Origin of the sequence: Methylocaldum sp. GT1TLB, assembly GCF_051027445.1 — a bacterium.
Lineage (GTDB): Bacteria > Pseudomonadota > Gammaproteobacteria > Methylococcales > Methylococcaceae > Methylocaldum.
Map to the genome: position 1 here is coordinate 819,454 of NZ_CP194898.1, position 14,052 is coordinate 833,505.

Genomic DNA, 14,052 nt, shown 5'->3' on the forward strand with positions numbered 1-14,052 from the left:
ATTCGTGATTTTTATATGACAGGGGTATCCCAAAACTGGACGCAATGAAGCCGATTTCCGTCATTATCGTCAACTTTAACGCTGGCCATTTTCTTTCCGACTGCGTGCGCTCGGTGCTCGCATCCACCGTACCGGTCGAAGCAATCGTCGTCGACAACCGGTCCACCGACAACAGCATGGATATTCTGCGCCGTGACTTTCCGGCCGAGGATCGGTTGAAAATCATCGAAAATCAGGAAAACCTCGGCTTCGCCAAAGCGAACAATATCGCCCTCCCTGTCGCACAAGGCGACTATCTCCTATTCCTGAATCCGGATTGTCTGATCCGGCCAGACACGCTCTCCAGAATGCTGGCTGTCATGGAAAAACGTCCGCAGATTGGGATGGCGGGGTGTTTAATCCGCAACCCCGACGGAAGCGAACAGGCAGGGTGCCGGCGCGCGGTTCCGACACCGTGGCGGACGTTTGTCCGGCTCACGAGTCTATACAGGCTCTCGAAGTACCATCCAAAACTGAATAGCTTTATCCAGACAGATGTTCCCCTGCCGACCGAACCGGTCGGCATCGAAGCCATTTCCGGCGCGTTCATGCTGGTGCGACGCAGCGCCCTGGAAAAGGTCGGTCCTTTGGACGAAGGCTATTTCATGCATTGCGAGGACTTGGACTGGTGCATGCGATTCCGGCAGGCGGGATTCCAGATTCTTTTCGTACCCGACATCGAAATCCTGCACGTCGGCGGCGTTTGCAGCGCCTCGCGGCCGGCCCTTGTGGAATACTACAAGCACAGAGGCATGGTTCGCTTTTACAGAAAGTTCTTTCGCCATCAATATCCGACCGGTCTCATGTGGCTTGTTATGGCGGGTATCGGTATTCGGTACTTCGTAAGATCGTTGGCAGTCATGATCGGTCCGAAAAAGAAAGACGATATTGCCGACTCCTCGAACATGCATCCTGAACCGGTCGAAACGGTCGAACATCCTCTCCCTAACCGGCGGGCAATCGTCACCGGAGCCACCAGCTTAATCGGCGATTTTTTGTTACCCGCTTTGCTTCGAGCCGGTTTCGAGATTCATGCCATAAGCCGCAAACCGCCGATTCCGGCAACTCATCGGCACATCATCTGGCATCGGCAGGACATCAGTAATGGCGGATTAGCTGACACCTACGGGGCCGAAATATTGATCCATTTAGCCCCATTATGGACGTTACCGCCCTTACTAGACGGTATTGCCAACGACGGCCAAATAAAACGCATCATCGCCTTCAGTTCGACCAGCCTCTTTACGAAAGAGAACTCGGGGTACGAACAAGAGCGCGAAATGGTAAGCAAGCTAAAAAAAGCCGAGGAGGACCTTCATGCTTACTGCGCAAAACGGAATATCGATTGGACGATCTTTCGGCCCACGATGGTCTACAGTCTGGGAAGAGACAAGAACATCACAACGATTGCCCGTTTTATCAAGCGATTCCGGTTTTTTCCCTTGGTCGGAACCGGAGATGGATTACGCCAGCCTGTTCACGCAGAGGATTTAGCTATAGCCTGCCTCGATGCAATCGATAACGAAAAAACATTCAGCAAATCCTACAACTTAAGTGGTGGAGAAGTTCTTACTTATTGCGATATGGTCAATCGGATATCCAGGCATCTCGGAACCAAATGTAAAATAATCCATATACCTCTTCCAGTTATGAGATTTGCCCTAGTTTGGTTATCGAATATACCGGGTTACCAAAAAGTGACGCCAGAAGCTGCGAATCGGATAAATTTGGATATGTGCTTTGATAATTCAGATGCCCTTACGGATATCAAATTTACTCCCCGAAAGTTTCTCTAATATGATCTAGCTACCCACATCGCCAAAATCCGAACACAAAAACTGCTAATAACCACATTGTTATTCCATTCAAAACCTGCCACGAGGAATCCAATAATTATCATAATAGCCATATCACCGATATAGATCCTTGTTCATCCAGCGCAAAATTTCTCTCGTTTTAACCTTCCGATTCGACTGAACATATTTGCGCTTTTTCCAGAATCTCGGAATACCCTTTATCGCGTCGAACTTTGCTTTTACGATTACTTTCCATCGGCCGCGCACCGAAAACCATAATATAGAAAAGATATTTAACCCTATATGTAAAGGCAAACATAGCCAAAATAAAATACCAGGCATATTTTTAGTATATACCCAAACCATGTTCCTGTGGCCATGATAGATGCTAAAGTCGCTCTTCTTTCCTGTTATTGCAGAGCCAACATGAAGTACTTGGGCATTAGGAACAAACACGCTTCTATATCCCGCTAATCGAGCTCTAAATCCAAAATCAACGTCTTCAATGTAACAAAAAAGATCTTCATCAAAACCGCCCAACTCAGAAAATGCTCTGTTTGTCACCAAAACCGCAGCAGCACACGGAGAAAATATTTCTTTCTCAACGAGTAGGTTATTTGTTACCTTCGTACAATGGCCATTCCTCCATGTTAACCCAGAGATATGATAAATATCACCAATGCCATCTAAATAATCAGGGTTATTTGCACATAATAAACAAGCACCGAACAAATCATATTCGCTATGGCAATCGGCGTAGGCGACGATTTCTTGTAGGCAATCTGGTGCCGGAACAGCATCCGGATTCAAAAAGAGCAAAAAGTCCGTATTGGCTTTTTCGGCAGCAAGATTGTTAGCACGAGCAAAGCCGAGATTTTCTCCAGCCTTAATAACAGTAATGTTTAAGCTAGGAGTTGCATCAATAACCGTAAGTGAATCGTCGGTACTATTATTGTCAACGACTATAATAGAAAAGTCTTTAAAGTACTGAGCATCCAAGCCCATCAATACTTTCTGCAGTAATTGTCCGGAATTGTAATTTACAATTATTACAGAAACTCTAGGGTATGATTTCACCTGCTACCCCCAATCTCACCTCAAAATTATCTATCGCCTTCAAACACTTGTATCGATCCGATGAGCGTGGCAAAAAGGCCTGAACGGTGTCCTTGTGTAACACGCAGAAAAAATCAGTTTCCGTTGTTTATATATTAAAAGCGGTGAGCTATAGACACCAAAAGGAAACGAAGAAACAGAATAAGCCGGCTGATCCGATAGGCGAGGCTGGGCCTTGTATACTTATAATCAGAATCATTTAATCTAAAGAACGAGTCGGAAGATTGTGACTTTTTCCGTTTTCGCGGAAGTAGATAATGTTCATCATATCTAAACCTAGAATAGGTTCTTATGCCTTCATCTATTTGGTATAAAGCCGGAGGCAATCCTGTGAGAAAATTAACTTTTCTTAACTGTATAAAAAATTCGATCATGTCTTGTGGACTACTTTCCCAAGGTACAATCCAACTCCACTCACGGTCCGAAATCCTCTCTGGAAATGAACCTAAATCTGAACAAACGACTGGCAATCCAGCGCTTAATGCTCCACTAAGCGCGTAGCTATATGTTTCTGGACACAGAGACGGAAACCACGCAATATGTGGTTGTATATTTTCAAGAAAGTCTTTCAATTCAGAATCATTGTAAAAACCATGAACCCTCAAGGCAGATTGGGGTTCTCGAACAATCCGACCATATGGCTTACCAAGGACATGGAATTCCAACGGCATACCGTGATGCCTCGCCAATACCCCACAAGCATTCACTAATTCAAGGCCCTTTAAGCGCGAAGTCAAGCCTATACATACGATACGTAAATTTTCATTCGATCCAAGCATTCGTGGAACAACGGGTCGATTCTTATCAATACACAGGACGTCGGGATGTTCCGTGATTATGGGGTTTATATTCGGAAAATATCGCAGAAAGCGCTCAACAGTATCCTTTGAAGGTGCAAAAATTCGCTCTGCTTGCAGTAAGAATTCGGCAGACCGTTTCCGCCAACTGTGGATGTCGACCTTTCCGACTGGACTTCCCGATTCTAAACAGGAGACACATTGTTCTTCGCCAAGCTCACCACAATATCGGCGGAAACGTTTACTCAAGTGAATCTGAGGACAAACGAAAAAGTAGTCATGCAATGTGACATCATACGGAATATTCAGGTATTTTCCGAGCAACCACACTCGTTCATCCAAACCCAAAAGGTGGTGATAGTGTATTCGTGAAATTTCACAGCGGTATAGGATCTCCAGCAACTTCTGCCAATTGCGTTGTCGATGAAGATAAAACTGATGTCTGCCGGATTCGGTCCGAACGGAAACATGATGAAGGTTCTTTGCCGCCGTCGGAGTTAACACCAGAACTGTTGCGTTATCAGAAATTAGCTCGTTGAGCTCCTTTATGTATTTCTCAACTCCACCGCCAAGATTATGAGTTATATGGAGAACAGCTGGACTGTCTCCACGACAAGGTTGATCGTGAACGGAGTGACTCACATAGCTCACAGTGCGGATATGATGGGATAGGCTTTTATCGGAAGTTCAAAATCTACATCAACAACGAATTTCAGCCATAAATAAAAGATAGATATTATTTTATTTAATGAACGAATCCATAATATTCTTAACGCGTTTCTTAATTTCAAACAAAGGAAATCTGATAAAGGTCTGTATTAGGATCGTCAGTTTATAGTGAAGACATTCTCTCAGGGAGGCATCGCATAGGTAAGCCTTAGCTCTTTGTCGAGATACCGAAGATGCCGAAAAGAAACCGCGTTTATATAAAACCTCAGAAAGATCGAGAAAATACTGTTGGAAAGAGTGCGTGCTGTCTTTTACTTCACTATCTGTCAAGGTGATAACAAACTCGCTATATAATGCGTCACATTCCTCGCGTACAATTGAGGGAAGTTTACGGGTATCCTGTGCACTGTGACGGCGATATTGGATAAGCACTTCGGGCACGTGTAGGAATTGAAAATTTTTTGCGAGTCGAAACCACATGTCGTAATCCTGAGTCGTTTTCCTCCTCTCATCGAATTTACCAACAACTCGAAAGCAATCTGAAGGAATTAGGAGAGTACAACCGTGAAGATCACTTGTTTCCGCTAGAAAGCGGCGAAACTGTCTCGGATGTATTCGTTTTAGTCGTTTGATATCAAGTAATCGAGAATTTTCATCGACAATATCGTAATCGGAATAGCATATCGCACCTAGCCCGCTATTTCGTAAAAAATTGATTTGTGTTTCAATTTTATTCGGATAGTAAATGTCATCGTGGCTAAGCCAGGAAAAATAATCGCCCTTAATAATACTTAATCCAAGATTAAGAGCAGATGCAACTCCGCCATTGTTTTTCTTGATATAACGTATTTTGTTTCCAAAGGACCTAGATATGTTTTCAGTTGCACCGTTATCGTCGGATCCATCATCAATCACTAATACCTCTATGTTTGGATAGGTCTGACTAAGCGCGCTCTCGACGGCTTCGCCCAGGTACCGCGATCCGTTATATACGGGAATTACTATAGAGACTAGTGGATCGGTTATCTTACCGTTCACATCCAATGACTCAGTATGATACGAACAACAGTATCGCTAACGTTCGTGCATTGATATTCCAGTGGTGCAGTCCAGCTACGCTCCATACTGACTGCCGCTCTTACTGCCGCCAGTATGGAATCGACTTCACAGCCGGTCAGATAATTACTACCTACTTCTAAAGTTTCAGGCCGTTCAGTTACATCACGAAGGGTAACGTTTGGTACACGCATAATGGAACATTCTTCTTGCACCGTACCACTATCACTCAGGACACAGCAGGCTTCACTTTCTAATCTTAAGAAATCGAAAAACCCAACTGGATCAATAGCCAGTATTTTTTGATGATCAATTTGCTTTCCTTGTTTTTCTAGTTGTGACCGTGTTCTTGGGTGGACACTGCAAATCACTGGAAGCGAATATTCACTTGCAAGTCTAGATAAAGCAGTTAGGAACTTCTCCAGTCGAATTGGGTCATCAACGTTTTCGGCTCTGTGTAAGGTAACAAGAAAGTATTCTCTAGGCTTTATGTCGAGCTGTTTTAAAATTGTCGAGGAAATCCAGTTCGAGCGGTAGTATTCCATCACCTCGTAAATGGGATTTCCCGTGACATAGACTCGGTTATTAGCACATCCTTCACGCAGCAAGTTCTCCCGACTGCGTTGCGTATAGGGCAAAAGTACATCACTACTATGATCGACGATTCTTCGATTCACTTCTTCTGGCACTCTATCGTCGTAGCACCGGTTTCCGGCTTCCATGTGAAAAACTTTGATGCCTCGCCGCTTGGCCGGAATTGAGCATAGTGCGCTATTGGTATCTCCGAGTATAAGAACCCGATCAGGTTTCACTTCGGCAAAAAGCTTGTCAACCCCCTCGATAATACGACCGATTTGCCCCATAGCAGAATTGGCTCGGGTATCTAGGTGGAAGTTCGGTGTCCGGACAGCCAGCTCAGAAAAAAAAATATCGCTCAAGCGATCATCAAAATTCTGTCCAGTGTGGACCAATACATGATCGGCGAAAACATCAAGTTTTGGAATTACGCGGCTAAGTCTAATAATCTCAGGCCGAGTTCCCAAGATAGTCATTACCTTCATCTTAGAATCTCACCCTCTTCCTCAATTTCATCATTAACGAGTAAGTGATGGCTCGCGAGGAGTTCACGTGTTTCATCAAGACTCAACAAGCTATCGGCTGAACTGTATTCATTGGATAAGGCTGGCAATTCATCGGCCTCTAGCAACTCCGGTAACATTGGCTTTATAGCGTAATACTCGCCCCGCTCTACCGTCCGTACAGCCTCTTCGTCCGAAACCATGATTTCATGGATCTTCTCGCCTGGGCGGATGCCGGTTGTTACCAAACCGATATCCCTGTCACCGATCATCGCTCTTGCAATGTCAATCATTCTGGCGGCTGGTGCGCGAGGGACGTAAGTTTCTCCAGGCTTTGCGGATTCAATAGCTGCACATATTGTGTCTACTGCTTTCTCCAGTGGCAGAAGAAAGCGGGTCATGTCCTTAGTCGTCAACGTAACTGGACCACCTTTACGAATCTGCTCATGGAAAAGCGGGATGACCGAGCCTCTCGACGCCATTACATTCCCGTAGCGCACGCAGATATGCCTAGTTTGGCGATTGAGTATGTTTCCGGCAATAAAGATGCGCTCTTGCAGTGCCTTGGTCATACCCATAACGTTTACAGGCTTGCAGGCCTTGTCCGTTGATACGCCCACCACTGTCTCAACGGGGAGTTCATGTTCGTGGATGGCCCTGACGATGTTCTCCGCACCTACTACGTTAGTTAACGAAGCTTCAAAGGGAAAATATTCGCAGGATGGCACCTGTTTCAGTGCTGCTGCATTAATTACGATGTCGGCCCCCTTTAAAGTTGAACTGGTCTTGGCATAGTCCCGAACATCACCAATTCGGAACTCTAGCAATTGATCAAAGTTGTGATAGATAACTTCATCCGTAGCCTTCGAGGCATGTTTGTATTCCATGCGCATAAAATGCTGTTTCGCTTCATCGCGGGAGAGAATAATAATTTTTTTGGGTAGTCCATTCGTGCCCCGAAGTAAGCGGCGCGTTAGCACTTTGCCAAGGGAACCCGTGCCCCCAGTAATGACGACTGTTTTGTTTTCAAATACTTTCATTTGTTAGCCATCCACTATCACTGGTAACTTGCCAAATAATCATGATGCATTCTTGCAATCAACTCTCCCCAACCGGGCGCAACATAGCCAGTGATTCTAGAAAATTTCGTCGAATCTAATGATCGATCAATCCTGACTTCATCGTCGGGGATGATTTCGATTATCTTTCTGTATTGCTTAGCAACAAGGGTAAGTAACTCATATTTCGAGATTGGAGATGAGGAGACATGATATAAACCTTCTAGTGACTCATTTGGAATAATATAGTCCATCAAAATTCTAGCCATTTCTACCGTTGGAAATCCAGAATAGATTGCAGAGGCATACCCTTTAACGGGATCAGTTTGTGTTAGAAACCAATCGATCAGACTAACGGCAGAACTTAACTCGTGTCCTATAATGGAGGTGCGGATAGTCAATTGATTACTGCCACCGACTTCCCCTAACAGCTTAGTGCGACCATAAATATCAGATGCATCTGGAAAATCTTCCTCCATATACGCTCCCTTATTTCCGGAGAATACGCAATCGGTACTGAAATGTATTAGCCGTACTCCTCGATCACCGCAAATCTCGGAAAGGTAATGTGGAAGCATTGCATTAAGGCGAATAGAAAGCAGCGGATTTTTTGCCTCCTTGTATTGCTTAATTAATCCGATACAGTTGATTACAACATCTGGGCATGCTGCATCCATCGCACGGGCAAGGGAATCTAGATCCTCCACTAGAACTCCCGGCAACAATCTTGCGGCAGTTAGTGCCGGTATATTACGATACTGTACTGCATCGCCCCGAACTGTTCCGGTAACTTCGAATCGGCCGGAAAGCTTTTGCACAAGTTTGTGCCCCAACATTCCGGTTGCGCCTAGCACCAGTATTTTTTTGCTCTCGGACATCGCCTAAGCCTCCAATTCACTCATAGCGTTGTGGCATCAGGGAACCGTTCCACAGTGTGTCGCGAGGCAATAGACTCATTTTGTTGTTTCCCATTTTGTTTTCGCTTGATATCCAAAAAGATCTCATCATAAAAAGCAACGGCTTTCTCTTTAAGTACACGCATATCAAGCCGTTCTTGAACAGTCCTCCAATTGATCTCTGCGGCTGTGTCCACCAAATTATCGTCTGTCAATGCTTGGCGCAAGCGGTCCGCGATCTGATTCACGTCGTTCGGGGAAATTACAAAGCCACTCTTTCCGTCGTCGATCCATTCTTCGCAGCAGGAGGTATTGGTCTGGATGGGAAATGCCCCCAGAGCCATTGCCTCCAGCATCGAGATACTGATGGCATCGGAAATACTTACTCCCAGATATAGGCGCGCACGCGCGAACATCCGCAGCATCTTATCGCGATTTGAGTAAGGTAACACATGTATATCAAGGCCTAGGTAGGCACGCAGTTCCTCAATACGTTCGTAAATCACGGGAGACGCAGAAAATACGACGATACAATAATCCTTCAATAACAACGAACAGCGTTCTATCGCATCGAGGGCGGTCAAAGCGCGTCCGGCAAAGTGCTGATAGCCCTTCACCATGATCAGGCGGCGGGCTGATGGGGTGTGTACCCGGCGGAGTGGATTAATGTATTCCAGGTCGAAACCACCAGCGTTCGGCAGCACGGGCATAACCTTTCCAGCCAAACCAAGTTCCTTCGCGAGCGTGACATCGCGCCTGCACTCGCACGAATAGTAATCGATGTTTTTGAGCAACCTGGTGATTTGGCTTCGGTGATCAGGAAAGTTGCGATAGTAGTAAATATCGCTGCCCCAGTTAGTCGCCAACCATGGTGGGAATTCTTGACCATAGAGCTCCTTCGCGCGGAGTACATTGTAGCCGCAGTGTTGAAACTCCATTGAATGTATCAGATGCGGTTGTAACCCCCGGATGAGTCGCAACAAAACCGAAGGACCATAGAATCGAGATGTATGTGCATCGGATTCACCCAACCGTACCGGGCGAGCATAATTGAGCGCTCGATCAACAGGTGGAACCACCGGCAGAGGAAAGATCGGACGGACAGGAAGCGCATCAGGATTTAATTGTCTCTCGATATCGTGCCAATTCCGGTGGAATCCGATAGGGTCCTTTAGAAAGGTCTTGAGCGCCATGCGTGGCCGTAGCCGCAACCAGGGTCGATGAACTGTTACGCCCCTCATCTCAGGGAGAACCGGGTGATCGTTAATAGCAAACAAATGTAAGTCCCAGCCTTGATCTGCAATCAGGTTTATCCAGTTCGCAGCATGCGGACTGTTCTGCATGGCGACAAAGAGTATTCTTGGAATCACTTGCGCTCCTAATACCTATGTGTAATCTCCCGAATTGTTACTACGATCAGAGTTACTGCCCAGAAACCATGTGTCACCGAAGTTTTTTGAAAAGGCAGAGCCCGTTTAGTGCTAAGAGATTACAAGAACTGACACCGTTTCACGTTTACGCAAAATATGCACCGATTGCAGCAATCCAATATCACTCAAATAGATCAAGATCCAATAAACCACAATTACTCTCGACCAGAGATCCAAGAGCTAAATACATTAGAGTCAAGCAAAGATATATTCACAGCCTCAAATAGCTCCGGAAAAAAGCCCCCTATAAATCTTGCGTAAAGTAACGTTAAGACCATCCCTACCTAGCGACCGCACAACTCTACGGGCATTCCGATATATTCTAGAATAGAGATTGTTCTTGCTAATAAACTGTGAAATGCGACTCTTAAAATTTCTTCGAGAAACTTGTGACGGTTCACTCGTGTTGCTGAGACGACCTGGAATTCCATAAAAACTGCCTAGAGCAAAAATCAACTGACTAATTTCGTCATGAAATCTGCCAAATCTTGGATGATTGATTAAGAAAAATAGCTGATTAATGATCCCAATTTTTTGCTTGTCTATATTTAGTGCTGCGGTGGAATCGCCGATCCTAACTCTTGTTAAACATTCGTCGATTCCTAAAACCTCATAGCTTTCGGAAATTTCAATCCACAAGCAAACGTCCTCTCCGTACGCGAACCCTTCATTAAAGCATTTCCCTTTTATGGCGTCCTTACTGAGTATCACTGTAGGAGTAGCGATAGGACAACAAGATATTAGTTGCGGGAATACACCGCCCGTCAAGCGCCCGGAATTCACGACTTCACCAGATCTGCCATCCGCGAACATCCTTTCGTAAGAGGTATGCGAAAATTTGCTCCGATTTAGCTCCATAAGCTCAAGTTGCCGTTCGAGCTTTTCAGGGTGGAATGTGTCATCGGAATCGAGAAACGCAATGTAATCACCAGTGGCCAGCTGTATGCCTAGGTTTCTCGCAGCCGCTGGCCCGTTGTTATTTTGTAATTTATAATGCGCTCGCGAGTCGCTTTGGCATAATTCTACAATTCTGTCCACGCTTTCTGTTGAGCCATCATCGATAATAATGACTTCGAAGTTAGTATGCGTTTGTTTAAAAACACTATTGATCGCCTCTAATGTCCATTCGATCCTGTTATAAAACGGAATAACCACACTGATCTTTTTCTTCTGTAACTCGTTCTTGGCGAGCCATCGTGCGTACTCCTGAGCTGTTAAATATGGAGTGTCCTTCAAAAACTCAGCTGTACGAATATAAAAGAGGTAAGGTGTTCCCTCCATGGTGCACATTTCGTCCAGGCTTACCGAATCCAAAAATGAAATCCACAATTGATTACACTCTTCCAAGTGACCAGATATCGTGTGCGTTCCCTGCCCTGGGTGAATGCGCGACTTAATGAGAATATCAGGCAAAAAATGCACCTGATAATTTCTAAACATCTTAAACCAAAGCGCATAGTCTTGGGTGGTTTTCAAGTTTTCGTCGAAAAGACCAGTAGTATCAAAACAGTGTCTCGGCACCAGAAGCGAGCAACCATGAATTAGGCCTCTCACCACTGGAAAAAGTGGAATGTTTAGTTTTTCAATGCTATATAGAGAATCTGGCCTTACTAAACCGATCAAACAGGAACTCTCATTTATGAGTTCGTAACCACCGTAGAGAATAATGTCCTTCGACTGGCATTTACCTAGATACTCCATCTGGCGTGCGATCTTATCGGGATAATAGACATCATCGTGACTTAGCCACGAAAAATATTGGCCTGTCATCTGCCTAATACCTTCATTTAGAGCAGACGCGCAGCCACCGTTTGATTTGCTTATGTATCGGAGCCGAGACCCGTAGGATTTAAGAATGTTTTCGGTCTTTCCTTGATCATTCGAACCATCGTTGATTACGAGCACTTCAATGTTCGGATAGGTCTGTGCCAACGCACTATCAATGGCCTCTGATACATAGTCAGATCCATTATAGACAGGAATGATAATGGAGACTTTAGGTAATGCAAGCATCAAGATACTCTCCGTAAATCTCACTTTTCCGGAAAAAGGCTATCTAGACCTAGATATAGCGAGCAAATTTCGCAACAATACATCTCTACCGCAAACCATGGAGAACATGATCCAAAACGCATTAATAAGCCAATAGGATAAAAAGGGTAGGCAGAAAATAATGAAGAGGATTTCTTGATTCTTACAAATACTTACGCAATTGGATGTTTTCTCCTCAAGAGCACTTACAAATTAAAAAGCATTTGAAAATCCGAACGATAGGATACACTACTTTACCTTAAACGCCTCCCTGTCTAAGCTCAATATTATTTATTAACCTTAAACCAGAGTAATGAAGATAACCCTTTAGCTATCTTTACAAATCCAGGATACGTCAAAATTTTGCGCCAGATTCTATAAATAGCTAAGGCCTTGACTCTCTCACAGTCGCGTGTGAGCTTGTTATACGCTTGCAGTAAGGATTGCGCTTCAGCTGTGATCTGGCTCAGATGCTCTTTCGTTTTGTATAATTCATTCTCTAACTCGACTTTGGTTTCACTAGCCTGCTTCCAGGCTGTATCCAATTCCGCTAGAACCCGGCTATATTCAGAAATGGAGCGTTCTTTTTCTAACGCCGCCTCATTGTATTTGACCGCAGCGCTTCGGCACCGATTAAGCGCTACAGATAACAATTTTTCTGTAGGAATTGGCGCTTCTCCAAGACTAATTAATATACTGTTAACGTCATATAACGCACTTGACTCCTCTTTACTGCTATCATCGAAAGGAAGCGTTTTGATCGCCCAGAAAGCTCCATATGGTTTATCAAAAGGATTGCCATTATTATCAATGTAATGAAATTCTCTACTCGCATGAATTTCCCATGTTTCATCGAAGTCCAAATCTGGCAACCATCCCGATCTGTGTGCCTGATAATCCGCACCATCTAATCCCCAAGCATCCTTAGCCCCGCTGTGCTCTTGAGGAAGAAATCCCAGTGGAGTGAATATAATAACCTGACGCCTTGCTATTTTCTCGGTAAGTCTCAACAAACGAGATCCTTCCTCTTTCTCCAAATGTTCGATAACGTCCAAAAGAAAGACCGTATCCACAGACTTTGGAGGAACCTGCTCCGCGATCTCTTTCCAGCCGGCCTTGACGGGCAGAAAAATCCCAACCATTTCTGTTTCTGTCCATTTCTCGAGATAATCGACATACTGCTCGAATGGGTCACAACAAATGTGTACCAGCGGGTTGGTATAAGTTTGTGGCCGTATGCCGCAGCCGATGTCTAAAACCGTTGAAACTGTTGCGATACGATGTCTCACAGAGTCCGCTAACTCGTTCTTTTTGTACCAATAAATAGTCATTAGTCTTGTTCTTTCCTTTGAGGTGTTTTAGTATTTTTCGCTAGTATTTTCGCCCCATGCAGGAAGGGGAAACGGAAGTCCCATGCTCTCGATGCGAGGTAAAGACGGGTGGCTACAAACGCAGGTAATCATATTTGGACTCGGTGGTTTTGTGTTACTATCGTATGTCACTCCGTCGAGATCTTCGTAAAAGAGTTCAGCATCTTTGAATGGCGCAAAATCTTTTTCTGTTATTCCCAGGAGAACGTGGTGCGGATTTCCCGGCGGCTCGTTGTACGGCACGTTAAAAATCAATCTGCTACCCCAACGTGCGTTGACGACAAGTTCCAGACCATTTGGAATATGCTCTATCACTCCTCGTGAAACGATATAGTCAAATTTGGGCATCGACTCCATAAAGTCTACTGCAATGAAGTGATAGTCGATGTTCGCTCTTCCATAATGACGTTTTGCGTAAGCTATACAATCCAAAGATACATCAACGCCCACAACATAGGCTCCGGGAATCCCTGCGAGCAAGGCACATCCATGACCTACTCCGCAACCGTAATCGAGTATCCTTAGAGGAAGTCTCACTAGTTTGTTGCTTAGGTCCTGCTCGATAATCCGCTTAAAAAAGCCGTAGCTGCTCTTATGTCGTATGACCTCCTGGAGGTCATGAGTCCTACCTGGAATTAAACGCTCGCCCTCGTTAAAAATTATTTTTTCGGAGTTTGGTAAAATCATAAGAATTGCTTCCAAAACAGCTTGTGAT

Annotated in this window: 11 protein-coding genes; 1 reads left to right on the forward strand and 10 read right to left on the reverse strand. The window is 44.8% G+C overall.

Annotated elements, in window-relative coordinates; translation table 11 throughout:
• Positions 1-44: 44 nt before the first annotated feature.
• Positions 45-1,835: a glycosyltransferase gene (locus ACR2R1_RS03565; protein ID WP_434112682.1), complete on the forward strand. Its 1,791-nt coding sequence runs from the start codon at positions 45-47 to the stop codon at positions 1,833-1,835.
• A gap of 114 nt (positions 1,836-1,949) precedes the next feature.
• Here the strand turns inward: ACR2R1_RS03565 and ACR2R1_RS03570 are convergent, their stop codons facing one another.
• From ACR2R1_RS03570 to ACR2R1_RS03615, 10 genes are all read right to left on the reverse strand, one after another.
• Positions 1,950-2,912 (reverse strand): glycosyltransferase family 2 protein, encoded by a 963-nt coding sequence (locus tag ACR2R1_RS03570; protein ID WP_434112684.1) that lies wholly within the window; start codon positions 2,910-2,912, stop codon positions 1,950-1,952.
• Positions 2,913-3,046: 134 nt separating this feature from the next.
• Positions 3,047-4,390, reverse strand: a complete 1,344-nt coding sequence (locus tag ACR2R1_RS03575; RefSeq protein ID WP_434112686.1) for a glycosyltransferase — start codon at positions 4,388-4,390, stop codon at positions 3,047-3,049.
• A gap of 99 nt (positions 4,391-4,489) precedes the next feature.
• On the reverse strand, positions 4,490-5,455 hold the full coding sequence (locus ACR2R1_RS03580) for a glycosyltransferase (protein WP_434112688.1): 966 nt from the start codon (positions 5,453-5,455) through the stop codon (positions 4,490-4,492).
• Entirely contained in the window at positions 5,452-6,534 is a 1,083-nt protein-coding gene (gene wecB / locus ACR2R1_RS03585) for a non-hydrolyzing UDP-N-acetylglucosamine 2-epimerase (protein ID WP_156880854.1), read from the reverse strand. The genes ACR2R1_RS03580 and wecB overlap by 4 nt, the downstream gene beginning before the upstream one ends.
• The gene (locus tag ACR2R1_RS03590) at positions 6,531-7,592 is read right to left on the reverse strand and encodes a polysaccharide biosynthesis protein (RefSeq protein WP_156880855.1); all 1,062 of its coding nucleotides are present in this window, start codon (positions 7,590-7,592) and stop codon (positions 6,531-6,533) included. The genes wecB and ACR2R1_RS03590 overlap by 4 nt, the downstream gene beginning before the upstream one ends.
• A 17-nt stretch (positions 7,593-7,609) precedes the next feature.
• A complete protein-coding gene (locus ACR2R1_RS03595; protein WP_156880856.1) occupies positions 7,610-8,488 on the reverse strand; it encodes a dTDP-4-dehydrorhamnose reductase family protein in 879 nt (292 codons plus the stop codon).
• Positions 8,489-8,508: 20 nt separating this feature from the next.
• Positions 8,509-9,876: a glycosyltransferase family 4 protein gene (locus tag ACR2R1_RS03600; RefSeq protein ID WP_434112690.1), complete on the reverse strand. Its 1,368-nt coding sequence runs from the start codon at positions 9,874-9,876 to the stop codon at positions 8,509-8,511.
• 279 nt (positions 9,877-10,155) lie between these two features.
• On the reverse strand, positions 10,156-11,949 hold the full coding sequence (locus ACR2R1_RS03605; protein ID WP_156880914.1) for a glycosyltransferase family 2 protein: 1,794 nt from the start codon (positions 11,947-11,949) through the stop codon (positions 10,156-10,158).
• A 305-nt stretch (positions 11,950-12,254) separates the two neighbouring features.
• Positions 12,255-13,298, reverse strand: coding sequence for a hypothetical protein (locus ACR2R1_RS03610; protein WP_156880859.1), 1,044 nt, complete (start codon positions 13,296-13,298; stop codon positions 12,255-12,257).
• Between the two features lie 27 nt (positions 13,299-13,325).
• Positions 13,326-14,024 carry a class I SAM-dependent methyltransferase gene (locus ACR2R1_RS03615; RefSeq protein WP_156880860.1) on the reverse strand — a complete coding sequence of 233 codons (699 nt, stop codon included), beginning with the start codon at positions 14,022-14,024 and terminating at the stop codon, positions 13,326-13,328.
• Positions 14,025-14,052 lie beyond the last annotated feature (28 nt).